The organism is Parahaliea aestuarii (assembly GCF_008064635.1).
GTDB classification, from domain to species: Bacteria; Pseudomonadota; Gammaproteobacteria; order Pseudomonadales; family Halieaceae; genus Parahaliea; species Parahaliea aestuarii.
Genome location: NZ_VRYZ01000001.1, coordinates 719826 through 738063, shown reverse-complemented (window position 1 = coordinate 738063; position 18238 = coordinate 719826). Strand labels below are relative to the sequence as shown.

Here is an 18238-nt window from a genome sequence, read left to right as displayed (position 1 = left end):
GGATTGGGTGGCTAGCGCCGGCGAGTGCGGCGGACGTAGCTGGAAGGGTCGACCGAGCGGCCGTGTTTGTAGACTTCAAAATGAACGTGGGCGCCGGTTGAGCGCCCACTGGAGCCAAGCAGTGCGATGGGCTCGCCCTTGCGTACCACATCGCCGGGCTCGACCAGGTTTTCCTGGTTGTGGCCGTAGCGCGACACGAGGCCATCCTCGTGGGTGATCTCCACCATGTTGCCGTAGCCGTTGCGCTCGCCCGACCAGGTCACTACGCCGCCAGCCACCGCCAGCACGTCGGAGCCCGCCTTGCCGGCGAAGTCGATGCCGTGGTGAAAAGCCGGGCGGCCGTTGAAGGGGTCGTTGCGCCGGCCGTAACCGGAGGACACCCAGCCCTTTTCGACGGGGCGGCCGGACAGCCAGGCCTGGTCCTCCAGTTTGCGATTGCTGAGCAGGGATTCGAGGATGGCGAGTTGTTGCTCGCGGTCGGACAGACGGCGTGAGAAGTCGGCGATTTCGCCGCTCAGGCCCATGCTGGAGTAGTCGACGCTGAACTCGCCGCCGACCGGGCCGCCGATGGCCGGTGGCTGGCTGAAGTCAAACTCGCCTTCGTCCAGCTCCGCCATTGCGGTGAGATGCTCACCGAGGGCGTCGATGCGGGTCAACCGCGCCTGCAATTCCGCCAGGCTGTGGGTCAGCGCCTGCAGTTTCAGCTCGGCTTCGTCTTTCAGGGCATCGAGGTCGTCCGACTGCCTGGCCAGTTCATCGGCCATGGCGTCCACACTCTGGCCGCGCAGGGAGCTGGCTTCGCTCTGCATCCCGGCCAGATAGCCGGCCGCCACCATACCCAGTGGCAGCCCAAGACAGCACAGGGAAAGGAGGGCACGGGACCATCGACCTAGCTCAAACGAGCGGGAGCCGCCATGCTTGCGATTGATGACAATGACTTTCATTGGCACTTTTGCAGAAATCAGGCAGCGAACTATGCCACAGGCCTTAGCCATATGCTACGCCCGGATTGCAATCTGTCTCAGGCAGCGGGAACAGGATTGCTACTGTAGGAGATGGGAGCGGTGGCCTCATCCTCGAAGGTGACCATTTCCCAGGCATCGGGCTGGGCCATCAGGGCGCGCAGGGAGGCATTGTTGAGGGCGTGGCCACTCTTGTGGGCCTTGAATTCACCAATCAGGCTGTAACCGAGCAGGTAGACATCGCCGATGGCGTCGAGAATCTTGTGTTTGACGAACTCGTCGTCGTAACGCAGGCCGTCCTGGTTGAGGATGCGGTATTCGTCCACCACGATGGCGTTGTCGACGGAGCCGCCACGCGCCAGACCCTTGGAGCGCAGATACTCGATCTCGTGCATGAAACCAAAGGTGCGGGCCCGGGCCACCTCCTTCACAAAGGAGGTGGTGGAGAAGTCGATCTCGGCGTGGGCAGCGCGATCGCGAAACACCGGGTGGTCGAAGTCGATGGAAAACGAGACCTTGAAGCCATCAAAGGGGAGGAAGCTGGCTGTCTTGTCCCCGTCTTCCACGGTGACCGGGCGTTTGATACGAATGAATTTCTTGGCCGCACTCTGCTCCTCGATACCAGCGGACTGGATCAGGAACACAAAAGGGCCCGCGCTGCCGTCCATGATGGGCACTTCCGGCGCACTGACATCCACAAAAGCGTTGTCAATGCCCAGGCCCGCCATGGCGGAAAGCAGGTGCTCAACCGTGGATACGCGTTCGCCGCCGGCCATCAGGCTGGTTGAGAGAGTCGTATCGCCAACGTTCTCGGCCCGGGCGGGAATTTCCACCACAGGATCGAGATCCACCCGGCGAAATACAATACCGGTATTCACAGGTGCCGGATTGAGGGTCAGGTAGACCTTCTCCCCCGTGTGCAGGCCAACACCTGTGGCCTTAATTGCATTTCGCAGAGTTCGCTGTCGAATCATAGTGCTCCCAACCGTATCCTGTGCCTCACAACAAAATCGCAAGGCGCCGCCGGAACGGGTCCGGGTTGATTACCTTGCTAGTCTGCCTGGCGACGCAAGAACGCGGGAATATCGAAATACTCCTCGCCGCCGGCTTCAGCTGCGACAGCTGCTGCCTGTCCACCCGCGCCTGCGCGCGCACGTCGCATATGGGGGGGACGATCGAACTCCTTATAATTGGGTGCGGCGTCAGACTCCGCAGCCTGCTGCGGGGCCGTATTTTCCACCACCTGCAGAGGCGCCTTGGCAACTCCGCCGCCCAGGCCCGTGGCTACCACGGTAACCTTGAGCTCATCCGTCATCTCGGGATCGATAACGGTACCTACCACAACTGTCGCTTCATCAGATGCAAATTCCTCGATCGTGTCGCCAACTTCGGAGAATTCTCCAAGAGACAGATCAAGGCCGGCGGTGATATTCACCAGAATGCCGCGCGCACCTTTGATGTCGATATCATCGAGAAGGGGGCTGTTGACGGCGCGTTCTGCGGCTTCGCGGGCGCGATTTTCGCCCCTGGCACTGCCGGTGCCCATCATTGCCATGCCCATCTCGGACATCACCGTTCGAACATCCGCAAAGTCCACGTTAATCATACCGGGGCGAATGATCAGGTCGGCTATACCCTGAACTGCGCCCAACAATACATCATTGGCTTCCTTAAAGGCATCCAATAAACTGGTATTTTTTCCCAACACCTCGAGCAACTTTTCGTTGGGAATGGTGATCAAAGAATCGACGTGTTGCTGCAGTTCGCGCACGCCTTCTGCGGCGATTGCCAGGCGCTTTTTGCCCTCGAAGGGGAAGGGGCGAGTGACTACCGCCACTGTCAGAATTCCCATCTCGCGAGCCACTTCCGCCACCACCGGCGCACCGCCGGTACCCGTGCCGCCACCCATGCCAGCGGTAATAAATACCATATCGGCACCGCGCAGGGATTCGGCGATTCGCTCGCGATCTTCTATCGCAGCGGCGCGACCGATCTCCGGGTTGGCACCGGCGCCCAGGCCCTTGGTGATCTCACCACCGAGCTGCAGGACGGTCTTGGAGTGAATGTCGTTCAGTGCCTGGGCATCCGTGTTGGCGCAGATGAAATCCACGCCTTCCACGTTGTTCTCGATCATGTGTTTGACGGCGTTGCCGCCACCACCACCGACACCGATGACCTTGATCACTGCGTTGTCTGGTACGTTGTCTATCAGTTCAAACATGGTCTTTCTCCCCTTTCCTGGTTTGCCGCGTTGCGTTGCGGCGGTTTACAACATCCGGGTGTCGCCACCCAAATTCAGAAATTGCTCTGCACCCACGACTTCACCTTGGCGAACAACCCCGGCTCTTCAGTGCCGATGTCATTGCGGGCGCCACCGGCGTGTTCGGGCTGCTGCAGTCCATACTGCAGCAGGCCAACCCCGGTGGAATAAATCGGGTTGCGCACGATGTCATTGAGGCCCTTCACCGCCTGCGGATATCCCACCCGTACCGGCATGTGGAAGATTTCCTCGGCCAGTTCCATCACGCCCTCCATCTTGGAGGTGCCGCCGGTGAGCACGATGCCGGCGGGAATCAGGTCCTCGTAGCCGGAGCGGCGAATCTCGGCCTGCACCAGCGTGAACAGCTCGTCGTAACGCGGCTCTACCACCTCGGCCAGGGCCTGGCGCGAGAGGTCGCGCGGCGGCCGTTCGCCGACGCTCGGCACTTTGATGGTCTCGTCCGGCCCGGCCAGCTGGGTCAGGGCGCAGGCGTACTTGATCTTGATCTCTTCCGCGTGCTGGGTCGGCGTGCGCAGGGCCATGGCGATGTCGTTGGTCACCTGGTCGCCTGCGATGGGAATCACCCCGGTGTGGCGAATGGAGCCCTCGGTGAAAATGGCGATGTCGGTAGTGCCGCCGCCGATATCCACCAGGCACACGCCCAGCTCGCGCTCGTCCTCGGTCAGCACGGCGTAGCTGGAGGCGAGCTGCTCGAGAATGATGTCCTCGACTTCCAGGCCACAGCGGCGGATGCATTTTTCGATGTTCTGGGCGGCGTTCACCGCGCAGGTCACCAGGTGCACCTTGGCTTCCAGGCGCACACCGGACATGCCCAGCGGTTCCTTGATGCCCTCCTGGTTATCGATCACGTATTCCTGCGGCAGGATGTGCAGGATTTTCTGGTCGGCGGGAATGGCCACCGCCTGGGCTGCGTCGATCACCCGCTCGAGGTCCAGCGGATAGACCTCGCGGTCGCGGATGGCGACGATGCCGTGGGAATTGAGGCTGCGGATGTGGCTGCCGGCAATGCCGACATAGACAGAGTGAATCTGGCAGCCTGCCATCAGCTCCGCCTCTTCCACCGCGCGCTGGATGGATTGCACGGTGGACTCGATGTTGACCACCACGCCCTTTTTCATGCCCTTGGAGGGATGGGAGCCGATGCCGACGATCTCGATATCCCCGTCGATGCTGATTTCACCGACGATGGCGACCACTTTGGAGGTGCCGATATCGAGTCCGACGATCATTCTCTTGTCCTGTGCGCTGCCCATGGCAGTGTCTCTCCCCGTCCCTTATTCGCTTGCCAGGCCGGCCACCTGGGCCGGCTCGTGAAAGGCGACCGCCAGGCCGCTCTGGTAGCGCAGGTCAACCCGCGCCACCTCGTCTGCCCGCGGCGCCAGTTCGCTGGCGTAAATCGCGCCAAATCGCTGCACTCGCTCGCGGAAGTCATCGCCACCCAGCTGCAGTTCGATGCCGTTGCTGAGTTCTGCCGACAACTGGCCGCGACTGTCCATGGCCAGCACCTGCACTTCCAGCGCCAGCGGCTCCAGCAGTTCGCCCAGCCGCTGATAGCTGGCCATCATCCCCTGCTGCTGCCCCTCGGGGCCCTCCAGCCGTGGCAGGTGGTTCCAGGCATCGGCATTGGCCGTCTGGAACACCACGCCCTCGTGATTGAGAAAGCCCCCCTGCCCCCAGCGGGCGATGGGCAGCTGCTCGATCACATGAATCTCCAGCGAATTGGGCCAGCGCCGGCGCACCGATGCTTCATAGATCCAGGGCAGCGCTTCCAGCTGCTCGCGAATCTGGCCGAGATCGGCATTGAGGAAACCGCCGGCCAGGGCCGGCTGCACCATCTGCTGTACCAGTTCGGTCTGGGTGTGCTTGAGCTTGCCGGTAACGCCAATGCGCTCCACCGGAATGGCCTGCAGGGTGATGTAGCCCTGCAGCGCCGCCGCCAGCACCGCGCCGCCCCCCAGCAAAATCAGCAGGCGGTTCAGCCAGTGGAACGACAGATGCAAGGACCACTGGCGCGCTTCACGCGGCGCACTGGCCACGGTGCGGGTAGCCCCGCGGCCGCCCTTGCGCGGCGCCCGGCGTTTTGCTTCCTGCGGATTGCGTGTGCTCACGGGATCACCTCGCCGCCAGTTCGCTCGGCCCAGCTCAGTTCCAGGATGCGCTTCACCAGGGCCTGGATATCCAGCCCCGCCACCCGCGCCGCCATCGGCACCAGGGAGTGGGAGGTCATCCCCGGAATGGTGTTCACTTCCAGCACGTAGAAACGACCGTCGGCGTCGCGCATCAGATCGACCCGCCCCCACACCGCGCAGCCAAGCGAGCGGAAGGCCGCCAGCGCGATCGCCGCCACTTCCGCTTCATCCGCGTCACTCAGGCCGCTGGGACAGTGGTAGCGGGTGTCGTCGGACAGGTACTTGGCTTCATAGTCGTAGAAGGTATTGTCGGTTTCCATGCGGATCGACGGCAGCGCCGCATCACCGAGAATGGACACGGTGTACTCGGGGCCGTCGATGAACTTTTCCGCCAGCACTGCATCGCCGTAGGCCGCGGCTGCCTGCCAGGCGGCCTGTAATTCGGCGGCGTTCGACGCCGGTGCCATGCCGATGCTGGAACCCTCGCAGGCCGGTTTCACGAAGACCTTGCCCAGGCGGTCGATAACACCCTGCCAGTCGGTGTCGGCGGCCAGCAGTTCGAAGCCGCCGGTGGGAATGCCGATACCCTGCCACAGCTGCTTGCTGCGCTGCTTGTCCATGGCGATCGCGGAACCGAGCACGCCAGAGCCGGTATAGGGCAGGCCGAGTGCGGTCAGCGCTCCCTGCATGACACCGTCTTCCCCGCCGGGGCCGTGCAGGGCGTTGAACACGCTGCCAACATCCTGCAGTTTGGCAATCCAGTCGGCATCAGCCGGGTCAACCGGGCGCACCTCGCAACCCAGCCCCTGCAGCGCCGCGATCACGGTGGCCCCGGAATTGAGGGAGACCTCGCGCTCGGCGGAGGTGCCGCCCTGCAATACCGCCACGGGCTTGCGAATAATCTGCTCCCAACTCACGACACACCTCCCTGCAGCTTCGGCGCCGCAGTCAGATCCTGGGCGAGCTTGCCGATATTGCCGGCCCCCTGGGTGATCACCACATCGCCGTCGCGCAGTATGTCGGCCAGCAAGGTGGGCACTTCCTCGATACTTTCCACAAATACCGGCTCCACCTGGCCGCGCTGGCGAATGCTGCGGGTCAGGCTGCGGCTGTCGGCGCCAGGAATCGGCTTTTCACCGGCCGGATACACATCGAGCAGCAGCAGGGCATCGCAGCGCGAAAGCACCGAGACAAAATCCTCGTAGAGATCGCGGGTACGCGAAAAACGATGGGGCTGGTAGATCATGACCACCCGCCGCCCGGGCCAGGCCTGACGGGCCGATTCCAGTGTGGCGCGCACTTCCGTGGGGTGGTGGCCGTAGTCATCGACCAGCAGTGCGCTGCCGCCGGCGAACGCCAGCTCACCGAGCTGGGTAAAGCGCCGCCCCACCCCGGAAAAGTTTGCCAGGCCGCGGGTAATGGCTTCGTCGGACAGACCTTCGTCGCTGGCCACGGCGATGGCCGCCGTGGCGTTCAGGACGTTGTGCGTACCGGGCATATTGAGCCGCACCCGCAATGGCGTCATGCCAGCTGGACGGTGAACAGTAAAGTCGGTGGTCAGCCCCTGACGCTCGACCGCGTCGATGCGATAGTCCGCCGTGGCGTCAAAGCCATAAGTCAGGGTCTGGCGGGCCAGGTCCGGCAACAGCCCCGCCACCACCGGATCGTCAATACACAACACCGCCAGCCCGTAGAAGGGCAGGTTGTGCAGGAATTCAAGGAAGGTCTGGCGCAGTACGGCGAAGTCTCCGCCGTAGGTCTCCATGTGATCCGCCTCGATATTGGTGACCACAGTCACCATGGGCTGCAAGTGCAGGAAAGAGGCATCGCTCTCGTCGGCCTCTGCCACCAGGAAGCGGCTGGCGCCCAGCTGGGCATTGCTGCCGGCGCTGTTGACCAGGCCGCCGATCACAAAGGTGGGGTCCAGGCCCGCTTCACCGAACAGCGCGGCAATCAGGCTGGTGGTGGTGGTCTTGCCGTGGGTACCGGCCACGGCGATACCGTGGCGGTAGCGCATCAGCTCCGCCAGCATTTCCGCCCGCGGCACCACTGGCACCCGGGCCTCCCGGGCGGCGCAGACTTCCGGGTTGTCGGCACTGACCGCGCTGGAGCTGACCACCACATCGGCCCGGCCGACATTGCTTGCGCTGTGGCCGTAGTGCACGGCGATACCCAGCTTTTCCAGGCGCTCGGTAACCGCGCTGCGGCGCAGGTCGGAGCCGCTGACCTCGTAGCCGAGGTTGTTCAGCACTTCGGCGATACCGCTCATCCCGGTGCCGCCGACACCGATCATGTGAATGCGGCGAATACGGCGCATTTCCGGCACGCTGTAGACATTGTTCCGTTCGTTCATCGCGCCACCTCCTCGCAGCAGTCCGCCACCCGGCGGGTGGCCTCCGGCAGGGCCGCCTGGCGCGCCGCGCGGGCCATATCGGCCAGGCCCCGGGGCTGGTCGATGTAACCCAGCAGCGTTTTCACCAGCGATTCGGCGCTCAGTTCCGACTGGCGCAGCAACAGGCCGGCACCGCGATCGGTCAGGGAACGGGCATTGCCGGTCTGGTGATCATCGATGGCGTGGGGCAGCGGAATCAGCAGCGAGGGCAGGCCCATAACCGCCAGTTCCGCCACGGTCAGGGCACCAGCGCGACACAGCACCAGGTCCGCCCAGCTATAGGCCTCGGCCATGTCTTCAATAAAAGGCTGCACCCGCACCCCCGCGTTGTGCAGGGCACCGTACTGTTCGGCGACCGCGGCCGCCTGGGCGCTGCCGGTCTGGTGCAGCACCTCCACTACCTCGCCGCGCTGCTGGCGCAGGGCGTGAATCACAGGAGGCAGCAGGTCGTTGATCGGCTTCGCACCGAGGCTGCCACCGACGATCAACAGGCGCAGGGGGCGACTGCCGTCGTAGTTCCATTGCTTGCGCTCGCCCGCGGCCAGCAACTCGGCGCGCACCGGGTTACCCAGTACCAGCACATCACGGCGATCCTTGAAGGCACCGGCAAAGCCGGCGATGACCCGCTGCGCCAGCGGCGCCAGCAGGCGATTGGTGGTGCCGGCAACCGCGTTCTGCTCGTGTACCACCAGAGGCCGGCGCAAGAGCCAGGCGGCCAGACCCGCGGGGCCAGCGGCATAACCGCCCATGCCCAGCACACAGCCGGGGCGCAGGCGCAGCAGCAGGCCCAGTGCCTGCAGCTGTGACCAGGCCAAAGCCAATACGCCCCACAGGGTGTGCAGCACATTCTTGCCGCGCACGCCGCGCACCGCCAGGGTGTGCAATTTTATATCGGCGGCGGGAACAACCCGCGCCTCAAGACCGCGCCGGGTGCCCACCCACTCCACACGGTGGCCGCGCTGCATCAATTCACGCGCCACCGCCAGCGCCGGGTAGACATGCCCGCCGGTGCCGCCGGCCATGACCAGAAACGTTTGCGGGGCACTCATCGCTTGCCTCCCCGCGGCTTTTTGCCTTCTGGCGTTTCCGCCTGCACCCGCAGTACCATGGCCAGCATGCAACAGCACACAATCAGGCTGGTGCCGCCGTAGCTGATAAAGGGCAGGGTCAGCCCCTTGGTGGGCAACAGGCCGGAGCTCACCCCCATGTTGACGAAGGCCTGACCGGAAAAAATCAGGGCAATGCCGTAGCAGAGATAGGCGCCGAAGTCCTCGCCCGCGGCGGCGGCCCGCCGGCCCACCCACAGAATGCGTGCAATCAGCGCCGCGTAGAGGCCGATCACCAGGGTGGCGCCGACAAAGCCGGTTTCCTCGGCCCAGATGGAAAATACAAAGTCGGTGTGGGCCTCCGGCAGGTAAAACAGCTTTTGCACGCTGTTGCCGAGACCCACGCCCAGCCACTCGCCGCGGCCGTAGGCGATCAGCGACTGGATCAACTGGAAGCCGCTGCCGTAGGGGTCGGCCCAGGGGTCGGTATAGGCGGTGAGGCGCTGCACCCGGTAGGGAGCGCTGAATACCAGGCCCACCAGCCCCAGTAGTGCCAGCCCCAGCACCGCCATGAAGTGCAGCAGGCGCACACCGGCCAGGAACAACATGCCGAAGGCCGTGCCCACCACGATCACAGTGGCGCCGAAATCGGGTTCCACCATCAGCAGCAGGGCGACAAAGCCGAGCACCGCCATCGGCCGCATAAAGCCCTGCCAGCTGGCGCGCACCGCGTCGATCTGGCGCACCAGGTAGCCCGCCATGTAAACCACCATCGCCAGCTTGGCGAACTCGGAAGGCTGCAGGGTAAAGGGCCCCAGCGGCAGCCAGCGCTGGCTGCCGTTGACGTCTTTACCGATACCCGGCAGCAGCACCAGGATCAGCAGCACCAGCGCAGCGAACAGCCACACCCAGCCAGTCTGTTGCCACACCTGGATGGGCACGCGGTAGACGATGGCCGCCGCAACCAGCGCCAACGCGATATAAATGAGATGCCGGGTGGTATGGAACCAGGGATTGCCGTAGTTCCAGTCGCCGTATTCGATCGAGGCAGAACCGATAGCCACCAGACCCACCAGCAGCAGGGCCAGGCCCAGCAGGCTGAGGGGGAGGTCCATGCGCGGCGCGCGGAAGGCTTCCAGGCGCAGGTTCATGCCCCCTCCTCCAGCGCTTGCACCGCCGCGGCGAACACACGCCCGCGCTCTGCGTAACCACTGAACATGTCGAAGCTGGCGCAGGCCGGCGACAGCAGTACCACATCGCCGCTGTGCGCCAGAACAAGCGCCTCCCGCACGGCGGACGCCATGGAGTCCACGCTGCTCACCGCCACCACATCGCCAAGGGCTGCGGTCAGCGCCCGGGCGGATTCGCCCATTACCAGCACATGCCGGCAATGGCGGGCGATTGCCGGGCGCAGCTGGCGAAAATCCGCGCCCTTGCCCTGGCCGCCGGCAATCAGAATGACATTGCCTTGCCCGCCGAGCCCGTTCAGGGCGGCTTCGCAGGCGCCGATATTGGTGCCCTTGGAGTCATCGACAAAACGCACACCGGCGCGCTCGCGCACCAGCTGACAGCGATGGGGCAGGCCGCGGAACGCGCGCACCGCGCGCAGCATGTCCGCCATCGGCAACCGGGCGGCATGGCCAATAGCCAGGGCGGCGAGTACGTTAGCGGCATTGTGCCGCCCCACCAGGGGCATCTCGGCCACCGGCAGCAGCGCTTCGAAACCGTGGCAGAGGTTTTCCACGCCGTCCACCGTGCGCAGGCCGAAACCTTTCAGCTCGGGCTCGCCCAGGCGCCAGCTTATCACCGGCACTTCATCCCCCAGCAGCGGGACGGTCAGGCTGTCGTCGCGATTCACCACCGCGCTGGCACAGCCGCGGAAGATGCGGTGCTTCGCCTGGTGATAGCGCGGCAGGCTGCCGTGGCGATCCAGGTGGTCAGGGCTGATGTTGAGCACCGTGGCCACCGCCAGGTTCAGGTCGCCGGCGCGCTCCAGCTGGAAGCTGGACAGTTCCAGCACGTAGAGCTCCCGCGCCTCATCCAGCAGGTCCAGTGCCGGGGTGCCCAGGTTACCGCCCACGCCGACATTGAGACCGGCGGCGCGCGCCATCGCCCCGACCAGTTCGGTCACCGTGGATTTCGCGTTGGAGCCGGTGATACCGATCACCGGCGCCCGCGCCTCGCGCACAAAGAGATCGATATCGCCCAGCACATGGGCGCCGGCGTCACGCGCGCCGGCCACCAGCGGATCTTCCAGGGCAATACCGGGGCTGACAATCAGCTCGCTGGCGCCCTCCAGGACCGCCACCGGTACATCGCCGGCGAATACAGTGACATCGGGCATCTCCGTGCGCAGGGCGTCGATGCCGGGCGGCTCGGCGCGGGTGTCCACCACGCAGAAGGGCAGGCCCTGGCGGTACAGGTGGCGGGCGCAGGACAAACCGGTGACGCCCAGGCCGAATACGACCCGGGTATCACTGCTTGCGATCATGTCCTGTGCCACAGCGTTATTCACTCCTTCGCCCAATGGTTCAACGCAGTTTCAATGTCGCCAGCCCGAACAGCACCAGCATCACGGTAATAATCCAGAAACGCACAATCACCCGCGGTTCCGGCCAGCCTTTCAGTTCAAAGTGGTGGTGAATCGGCGCCATGCGGAAAATCCGCTTGCCGGTCAGCTTGAAAGACGCCACCTGCAAAATGACGGACACCGTTTCCAGCACGAATATCCCGCCCATGATGAAGAACACGATCTCGTGGCGGGTAATCACCGCCACCGTGCCCAGCGCCGCGCCCAGGGCCAGCGCGCCCACATCGCCCATAAAGACCTGGGCCGGGTAGGTGTTGAACCACAGGAAGCCGAGACCGGCCCCGGCTATGGCCCCGCAGAACACCGCCAGTTCACCGCTGCCGGCGACGTAGGGAATGTGCAGGTAGTTGGCAAAATCCACGTGGCCGGTGAGATAGGCGATGACGCCGAGGGCGGTGCCCACCATCACCGTGGGCAGAATGGCCAGGCCGTCCAGGCCGTCAGTGAGATTCACCGCGTTGCTGGAACCGACAATCACAAAATAGGCCAGCACCACGAACAGCGGCCCCATGCTCCAGGCAAAGTCCTTGAAGAAAGGCACATAGAGCTCGGTGGTCACCGGCGTGTCGAAGGCCAGGAACAGGTAGAGGGCGGCGGCGAGCCCGGCCGCGCTCTGCCAGAAGTACTTCCAGCGCGCCGGCAGGCCACGGGAATCTTTCTCCACCACTTTGCGGTAATCGTCCACCCAGCCCACCGCGCCGAATACAGCAGTGACCAGCAGGGTGACCCAGATATAGGGGTTGCGCAGGTCGGCCCACAGCAGGGTGCTGATGGCGATAGCCACCAGGATCAGGGCGCCGCCCATGGTCGGGGTACCGGACTTGCTGAGGTGGCTCTGGGGGCCGTCGTCGCGCACGGCCTGGCCCACCTGGTAATGATTGAGGCGGCGGATCATCGCCGGCCCCACCAGCAGGGAGATGGCCAGGGCAGTGCCGGCGGCGAGAATACCGCGCAGAGTCAGGTAACCGAAGACCTGAAAGCCGCGGGCAAACTGTTCGAGGTATTCGGCGAGAAATATCAACATGGTTGGCGGCTCGCCCCCTCGTCCTGTTCCTGAAGTTCGGCCAGCAGCCGTTCCATGGCAGCGCCGCGGGACCCTTTGACCAGCACGGTATCGTCACTGCCAAAGGCACCGGGCAGCGCCGCTGCCGCGGCCGCGCGATCGTCGAAGTGGCGCCCGCCCTTGCCAAATGCCTGCACGGCCGGCGCCAGTTCCTCGCCGACCCCCCAGAATCCGTCGATTCCCCGCTGCCGGGCGTATTCACCCATTTGCCGGTGCAACTCCTCGGACTCGTCACCGAGCTCCCGCATGGCGCCCAGCATCAGGGTGCGCCGGCCTTCGCAATCCGCCAGCAGGTCGATAGCGGCGCGCACGGAACCGGGGTTGGCGTTGTAACAGTCATCGATCAGCGTGCAGCCGTCGCGACCGCGACTCACCGCCAGGCGACCCGGCACCGGGGTGACCGAGGCCAGGCCGGCAGTGATTTCCGTCAGGCTCAATTCGCAGGCCAGACCCACGGCGATGGCGGCCAGGGCGTTGGACACGTTGTGCAGGCCGGGCAAACGCAATGCCACTGGCGCATCCCCCGCCGGGGTGCTGGCAATGAAGCTGATACCGGCGGTGCCGCGGCTACTGATGTTGTTGGCGCTGATGGCGGCGGATTTTTGCAGGCCGTAGTCCAGCACGGTCGCCGTGCCGGCGCGTTTGCGCCAGCGACTGGCGTACTCGGAGTCGGCGTTGATCACAGCCGTGCCGTTGCCGCCGAGGCCATCGTAGATCTCGCCCTTGGCCTGCGCCACTTCGTCCACCGAGCCAAAACCCTGCAGGTGGGCCGGCATGGCATTGAGCAGCACAGCTACATCGGGCTTGCCCAGCTCGCACAGCCAGGCGATGTCGCCCGCCTTTGCGGCACCCATCTCCACCACCGCAAAATCGTGCTCCGGCGTCAGCCGCAGCAGGGTGAGGGGCACGCCGATTTCGTTGTTCAGGTTGCCTTCGGTGGCCAGGGTGTTGCCGCGCTGGGACAGCACCGCATTCACCAGGTTTTTCACGGTGGTTTTTCCGCTGCTGCCGGTAATGGCCACCAGCGGGTTGCGGTACAGGGCCCGGTTGCAGGCGCCGAGATAGCCGAGGGCGCGCTGGGTGTCGTCCACCAGCACCAGTGGCAAGCCGGCATCGACCCGGCGGCTGACCAGGGCTGCGGCGGCACCGCCGTCGCGCGCCACCGACAGGTAGTCGTGGCCGTCAAAGCGCTCGCCGCTCAGGGCGACAAACAGCTGGCCATCAAGGGCTTTGCGGCTGTCGGTAGAGACGGCGCTGAAGCCGACATCGGCGCCAAGCAGTTGCCCCCCGAGCGGGCCGCACAGTTCAGACAGGGTGAAGGTGCGCATCATGACCGCGTCCTCCGTGACAATGCCTGTTGAGCCTGCTCAACGTCGGAGAAGTGCAAGCGCTGCCCCTCGATAATCTGGTAGTCCTCGTGGCCCTTGCCGGCAATCAGCACGCAGTCGCCGGGGCCGGCGGAGGCAATTGCCAGGGCGATGGCGCTGGCGCGGTCGGCCTCGCGCTGGAAGCTGCCGATACAACCGGCGGCAATGTCGTCGATGATGGCCTCCGGATCTTCGCCGCGCGGGTTGTCACTGGTAATCACTACCGCGTCCGACAGTTCGCAGGCCAGGCGGCCCATCACCGGACGCTTGCCGGCATCGCGGTCACCGCCGCAACCGACCACCGTGATCAGGCGGCCGGCAACATTGGGGCGCAGTGCACGCAGCACCTGTTCCAGCGCATCGGGTGTGTGGGCGTAGTCCACCAGCACCTGCAGGCCGTGTTCGTTTGCCACGCTCTGCAGGCGCCCCGGCACCGGCTGTAGTTGCGGCAGGCGGCCCAGCACCGTGTCCAGTTGCTGCCCGGCCAGTACCGCACAGCCCACCGCCGCCATCAGGTTGGCGACATTGAAAACGCCCGGCAGGGGCGACACAAACTCGCCATCACCCCAGGGGGTGTGCAGCCTGCCGCGGGCGCCATCGGCACTGTGTTGCAGGTTGTCGATATACAGGTCTGCCGCGCGATCACCGGCGGCGGAGTAAGTCAGGACGGCTTTTGCTCCGGCTGCTGCGCGAAACACCGAGCCGTAGGCATCGTCGTGATTGACCAGCGCGTGCCGCAAGCCTTCGCTAGCGAACAGGCGCAGCTTGGCGCTTGCGTAGGAGTCCATGTCGCCGTGGTAATCCAGATGGTCGCGGGACAGGTTGGTGAACACCGCCGTCTCGAACTGCACACCGGCCACCCTGCCCTGCACCAGAGCGTGGGAAGAGACCTCCATGGCAGCGTCCAGCACCCCGCGCTCGCGCCAGTCGGCGAAGCAGGCCTGCAGACCCACCGGGTCCGGCGTGGTGTTGACGGCCTCGGCGATGCTGTCGTCCAGAGTGGCGCCGAGTGTGCCGATGACCCCGCAGGGGCGGCCCCCGGCGCGCAGCAGCTGGGCCACCAGTCGCGAAGTCGTGGTTTTGCCATTGGTGCCGGTGACACCCACCACGCGCATCGTCCGGGTGGGGTCACCGTAGAAGCGGGCGGCGATGGCCCCCGCCTCTTGAGAAAGGTCCGGGATTTCAATCAGCGGGACGGGTATGGCTTCGACAAAGCCTGCCACCGGCGCGTCGGCAACCACGGCTGCGGCGCCGCTGGCAACCGCCTGCTCGATGAATGCGCGTCCATCGTGGGCAGCCCCTGCTATCGCCAGGAACAGATCGCCGGCCTGCACGCGGCGGCTATCCAGGCAGATACCGCTGATGCGGGCATCGACAGCGAGATCGCGCTCCAGCAGCCAGGCCAGGGAGCAATCCGTCGCTACCGGTTGCGCGGGAGCCATCATCACACAGCACCTCCCGGGCGGCCCGGTGCCGCGGCGACCACCGCTTCGGGCGCGTCTGGCACAACGTTTAACAGGCGCAGCGCACCGCTGGCCACCCGCGAGAACACCGGCGCGGCCACCGCGCCGCCACCGTACTCGTCGCCCTTCGGGCCATTCAATACCACTACGGTGACAATGCGCGGGTCGTGGGCCGGTGCAACGCCGGCGAACAGTGCGCGGTACTTGTCATCGATATAACCCTGGGCGCCCACCTGGTGCACGGTGCCGGTCTTGCCGCCCACCGCGTAGCCCTCAACGCGGGCGCGACGGGCAGTGCCATGTTCACCGGTCACCCGTTCAAGCACCGTGAGTACATCGGCCGCGATGTCCGGCGAGATAACCTGCTGCCCCTCGGGCAGCTCACCCCCGTCCAGCGCCAGCAACGATACCGGCCGCAGCACACCGCCATTGGCGAACACGGTGTAGGCGCGGGCCAGTTGCAGCGGGGTCACGGTCAGGCCATAGCCGAAGGCCAGGGTGACCTCCTCGATGGGGCGCCAGCGCGGGCGACTGGGCAGCAGGCCGCTCTGCTCCCCGGGGAAGCCGGTACCCAGCGGCTGGCCGATGCCCAGGCGCTGGAACACCTTCCACACCGGTTCGTGGCCAATATCCAGGGCGATCTTGGTCACCCCGACCTGGCTGGATTTTTCGATGACCCGCGACACAGTAATCTCGCCGTAGTTGCGCGGATCGGGCAAAGTCTTGCGACCGACGCGGATGCGGCCCGGCGAGGTATCGATGACGGTGTCAGTGGTGTAGCGCCCGCTTTCCAATGCCGCTACCAGGGTCAGCGGCTTCATGGTGGAACCGGGCTCGTACTCGTCGGTCATGGCCCGGTTGCGGGTGCTACCGGGGTCGATGTTCCTGCGACTGTTGGGGTTGTAGACCGGGTAGCTCACCATCGCCAGCACTTCGCCACTGTGTGCGTCGAGGGTCACCACGGTACCGGAGTCGGCGCCGGTCTGGGCCACCGCCCGCTGCAGTTCGCGATGCTGCAATACCTGCAGGCGCAGATCGATGGACAGGCGCAGGTCGCGACCGGGACGGGCCGGTTCCAGCACGCCGATATCGCGCACCGCATCGCCGTGCAAATCCTTGATGTACTGTTTTTTGCCCGGGATGCCGCGCAACCAGTCTTCGTAGGACAGCTCCAGGCCGGCGATACCGGAGCCGTCGACATTGGTAAAGCCCACCAGCTGGGCAGCCACTTCGCCCGCCGGGTAGTAACGCTGGTACTCGCGCTCGCCGTAGACACCGGGAATGCGCCGCGCCAGTATTTCCCGCGCCTCGGCCGGTACCCGGTGGCGCTGCAGGTACATGAAGCGCTTGCCGGCGTAGCGCGCCAGACGCTCGTCCAGTTCCGACAGGGGCATGCCCAGGGCCTGCGCCAGCTCGGGCAGACGATCGGAACCACCGAGAAGGGAGGGGTCGGCCCAGATGGAAATGACCGGAGTGCTGACTGCCAGAGGCTCGCCGCGGCGGTCGGTAATCAGGCCGCGGTAGGCGGGAATCTCGGCGGTGCGGACAGCGCGCATCTCGCCCTGATCCTGCAGGAACTCGCGGCCGCGATCGCTGGTGACTACCTGCAGCATCAGTATACGGCCCAGCAGCAGGCCCAGCAGGGCCAGCAGCACCGCCGCAACCAGGTAGAAGCGCCAGGCGCCCACCGAAGACTGGCGAAGCCGGCGGCTCACGGCGTTACCACCTTGAGTTCCTGCATGCGCGGGGAGTGCATGTCCAGCTCGTCAGTGGCGACCTTTTCCACCCGGTGGTGGGAGGCCCAGGTGCTCTCTTCCAGCAACAGGCGGCTGTAATCCTCCTGCAGGAACCACTGATCGGCCTCCAGTGCCTGCAACTCGGCGTAGAGACCGCGGCAGGCGTGGGAGGAGTGAATCACCAGAAAGGCGGACAGCACCACGGCTCCCAGGCAGAGCGATACCAGCAGGTTCAGCGCCCGGTTCTCCGCGGGGTCGAGGCCGGCAATGTGCTTGCGTGCGGCCATCAGGCGATTTTCTCCGCCACGCGCATGATTGCACTGCGGGCGCGCACATTGACCGCCACCTCGTCCTTGCTGGCGCGCACGGCCTTGCCCACCAGTTTCATGCGGCGGTTGAGTGCGCTGTCGCGCACCGGAACACCGGGCGGCAACTGTTCGCCACGCGCCATATCGCGCATGTAGCGCTTCACGATGCGATCCTCCAGCGAGTGGAAGCTGATCACGACCAGCCGACCGCCCTCAACGAGCAGGTCCAGGGCCTCGCCCAGCAGATCCTGCAGGTCTTCGAGTTCGCGGTTGATAAAAATCCGGATGGCCTGGAACGAGCGAGTGGCCGGGTGCTTGTGCTTTTCCCAGCGCGGATTGGCCTCGGACACGATAGTCGCCAGCCGGCCGGTGGTAACGATGGGGTCGATAGCGCGCTGCGCGACGATGGCCCGGGCAATACGGCGGGAAAAGCGCTCTTCGCCGTAGTCGTACAGCACATCGGCGATGTCCGACTCGTCGGCGCGGGCAAGCCACTCGGCGGCGGTTTCGCCACTGCTGGTGTCCATGCGCATATCGAGGGGGCCGTCGTGCTGGAAGCTGAAGCCGCGCTCCGCCTCGTCAAGCTGGGGGCTGGAAACCCCCAGGTCCAGAAGAATACCGTCAACTGCGTCGATCCCCATCCCACGCAGTTGACGGGGAAGCTGAGCGAAGGACCCGTGGTAAAAGCTGAAGCGGGGTTCGCTCATCGCCAACTGTTCGGCCTCCGCGGCGGCGGCGGGATCTTTATCCACACCGACCAGCCGGCCGTTTGCATCTAATGCCGCCAGCACCGCGCGGCTGTGCCCGCCACGCCCGAAGGTGCCGTCCACATAGCAACCGCTGCTGGTTGTCACCAGAGCGTCTACCGCTTCTCGTAACATCACCGTTTCGTGCATACCAC

16 protein-coding genes are annotated in these 18238 nt (G+C 65.2%); all 16 read right to left on the bottom strand.

What is annotated here, in order from left to right; all coding sequences use genetic code 11:
• Nucleotides 1-11 precede the first annotated feature (11 nt).
• Nucleotides 12-944, bottom strand: coding sequence for a M23 family metallopeptidase (locus FVW59_RS03345; protein ID WP_148062790.1), 933 nt, complete (start codon nucleotides 942-944; stop codon nucleotides 12-14).
• A gap of 77 nt (nucleotides 945-1021) precedes the next feature.
• On the bottom strand, nucleotides 1022-1936 hold the full coding sequence (lpxC, locus tag FVW59_RS03340; RefSeq protein WP_148062789.1) for a UDP-3-O-acyl-N-acetylglucosamine deacetylase: 915 nt from the start codon (nucleotides 1934-1936) through the stop codon (nucleotides 1022-1024).
• A gap of 77 nt (nucleotides 1937-2013) precedes the next feature.
• Complete coding sequence (gene ftsZ / locus FVW59_RS03335) at nucleotides 2014-3183, bottom strand: cell division protein FtsZ (RefSeq protein WP_148062788.1); 1170 nt, start codon at nucleotides 3181-3183, stop codon at nucleotides 2014-2016.
• A gap of 74 nt (nucleotides 3184-3257) precedes the next feature.
• On the bottom strand, nucleotides 3258-4496 hold the full coding sequence (gene ftsA / locus FVW59_RS03330; protein ID WP_148062787.1) for a cell division protein FtsA: 1239 nt from the start codon (nucleotides 4494-4496) through the stop codon (nucleotides 3258-3260).
• A 21-nt stretch (nucleotides 4497-4517) separates the two neighbouring features.
• Complete coding sequence (locus FVW59_RS03325; RefSeq protein ID WP_187275727.1) at nucleotides 4518-5351, bottom strand: cell division protein FtsQ/DivIB; 834 nt, start codon at nucleotides 5349-5351, stop codon at nucleotides 4518-4520.
• A complete protein-coding gene (locus FVW59_RS03320; protein ID WP_148062785.1) occupies nucleotides 5348-6289 on the bottom strand; it encodes a D-alanine--D-alanine ligase in 942 nt (313 codons plus the stop codon). Before FVW59_RS03320 ends, FVW59_RS03325 begins: the two co-directional genes overlap by 4 nt.
• Nucleotides 6286-7725 carry a UDP-N-acetylmuramate--L-alanine ligase gene (gene murC, locus FVW59_RS03315; RefSeq protein WP_148062784.1) on the bottom strand — a complete coding sequence of 480 codons (1440 nt, stop codon included), beginning with the start codon at nucleotides 7723-7725 and terminating at the stop codon, nucleotides 6286-6288. The genes FVW59_RS03320 and murC overlap by 4 nt, the downstream gene beginning before the upstream one ends.
• Nucleotides 7722-8813 carry an undecaprenyldiphospho-muramoylpentapeptide beta-N-acetylglucosaminyltransferase gene (gene murG, locus FVW59_RS03310; protein ID WP_148062783.1) on the bottom strand — a complete coding sequence of 364 codons (1092 nt, stop codon included), beginning with the start codon at nucleotides 8811-8813 and terminating at the stop codon, nucleotides 7722-7724. Before murG ends, murC begins: the two co-directional genes overlap by 4 nt.
• Nucleotides 8810-9961, bottom strand: a complete 1152-nt coding sequence (gene ftsW, locus FVW59_RS03305; protein WP_148062782.1) for a putative lipid II flippase FtsW — start codon at nucleotides 9959-9961, stop codon at nucleotides 8810-8812. Before ftsW ends, murG begins: the two co-directional genes overlap by 4 nt.
• Nucleotides 9958-11301, bottom strand: coding sequence for a UDP-N-acetylmuramoyl-L-alanine--D-glutamate ligase (murD, locus tag FVW59_RS03300; protein WP_148062781.1), 1344 nt, complete (start codon nucleotides 11299-11301; stop codon nucleotides 9958-9960). Before murD ends, ftsW begins: the two co-directional genes overlap by 4 nt.
• Before the next feature lie 40 nt (nucleotides 11302-11341).
• Complete coding sequence (gene mraY / locus FVW59_RS03295; protein WP_148062780.1) at nucleotides 11342-12424, bottom strand: phospho-N-acetylmuramoyl-pentapeptide-transferase; 1083 nt, start codon at nucleotides 12422-12424, stop codon at nucleotides 11342-11344.
• Nucleotides 12418-13794, bottom strand: coding sequence for a UDP-N-acetylmuramoyl-tripeptide--D-alanyl-D-alanine ligase (locus tag FVW59_RS03290; RefSeq protein WP_148062779.1), 1377 nt, complete (start codon nucleotides 13792-13794; stop codon nucleotides 12418-12420). Before FVW59_RS03290 ends, mraY begins: the two co-directional genes overlap by 7 nt.
• On the bottom strand, nucleotides 13791-15275 hold the full coding sequence (locus FVW59_RS03285; protein ID WP_246139629.1) for a UDP-N-acetylmuramoyl-L-alanyl-D-glutamate--2,6-diaminopimelate ligase: 1485 nt from the start codon (nucleotides 15273-15275) through the stop codon (nucleotides 13791-13793). The genes FVW59_RS03290 and FVW59_RS03285 overlap by 4 nt, the downstream gene beginning before the upstream one ends.
• Nucleotides 15275-17008, bottom strand: coding sequence for a peptidoglycan D,D-transpeptidase FtsI family protein (locus FVW59_RS03280; protein WP_246139609.1), 1734 nt, complete (start codon nucleotides 17006-17008; stop codon nucleotides 15275-15277). Before FVW59_RS03280 ends, FVW59_RS03285 begins: the two co-directional genes overlap by 1 nt.
• Entirely contained in the window at nucleotides 17005-17316 is a 312-nt protein-coding gene (gene ftsL, locus FVW59_RS03275; RefSeq protein WP_148062778.1) for a cell division protein FtsL, read from the bottom strand. Before ftsL ends, FVW59_RS03280 begins: the two co-directional genes overlap by 4 nt.
• Entirely contained in the window at nucleotides 17316-18233 is a 918-nt protein-coding gene (rsmH, locus tag FVW59_RS03270; protein WP_148062777.1) for a 16S rRNA (cytosine(1402)-N(4))-methyltransferase RsmH, read from the bottom strand. The genes ftsL and rsmH overlap by 1 nt, the downstream gene beginning before the upstream one ends.
• Nucleotides 18234-18238: the final 5 nt, after the last annotated feature.

Bases quoted from the DNA above. Each gene is read 5' to 3' on its own strand.
- FVW59_RS03345 (WP_148062790.1), bottom strand. From the start codon at position 944: ATGAAAGTCATTGTCATCAATCGCAAGCATGGCGGCTCCCGCTCGTTT.
- lpxC (WP_148062789.1), bottom strand. From the start codon at position 1,936: ATGATTCGACAGCGAACTCTGCGAAATGCAATTAAGGCCACAGGTGTT.
- ftsZ (WP_148062788.1), bottom strand. From the start codon at position 3,183: ATGTTTGAACTGATAGACAACGTACCAGACAACGCAGTGATCAAGGTC.
- ftsA (WP_148062787.1), bottom strand. From the start codon at position 4,496: ATGGGCAGCGCACAGGACAAGAGAATGATCGTCGGACTCGATATCGGC.
- murC (WP_148062784.1), bottom strand. From the start codon at position 7,725: ATGAACGAACGGAACAATGTCTACAGCGTGCCGGAAATGCGCCGTATT.
- murG (WP_148062783.1), bottom strand. From the start codon at position 8,813: ATGAGTGCCCCGCAAACGTTTCTGGTCATGGCCGGCGGCACCGGCGGG.
- ftsW (WP_148062782.1), bottom strand. From the start codon at position 9,961: ATGAACCTGCGCCTGGAAGCCTTCCGCGCGCCGCGCATGGACCTCCCC.
- murD (WP_148062781.1), bottom strand. From the start codon at position 11,301: ATGATCGCAAGCAGTGATACCCGGGTCGTATTCGGCCTGGGCGTCACC.
- mraY (WP_148062780.1), bottom strand. From the start codon at position 12,424: ATGTTGATATTTCTCGCCGAATACCTCGAACAGTTTGCCCGCGGCTTT.
- FVW59_RS03290 (WP_148062779.1), bottom strand. From the start codon at position 13,794: ATGATGCGCACCTTCACCCTGTCTGAACTGTGCGGCCCGCTCGGGGGG.
- FVW59_RS03285 (WP_246139629.1), bottom strand. From the start codon at position 15,275: ATGATGGCTCCCGCGCAACCGGTAGCGACGGATTGCTCCCTGGCCTGG.
- ftsL (WP_148062778.1), bottom strand. From the start codon at position 17,316: ATGGCCGCACGCAAGCACATTGCCGGCCTCGACCCCGCGGAGAACCGG.
- rsmH (WP_148062777.1), bottom strand. From the start codon at position 18,233: ATGCACGAAACGGTGATGTTACGAGAAGCGGTAGACGCTCTGGTGACA.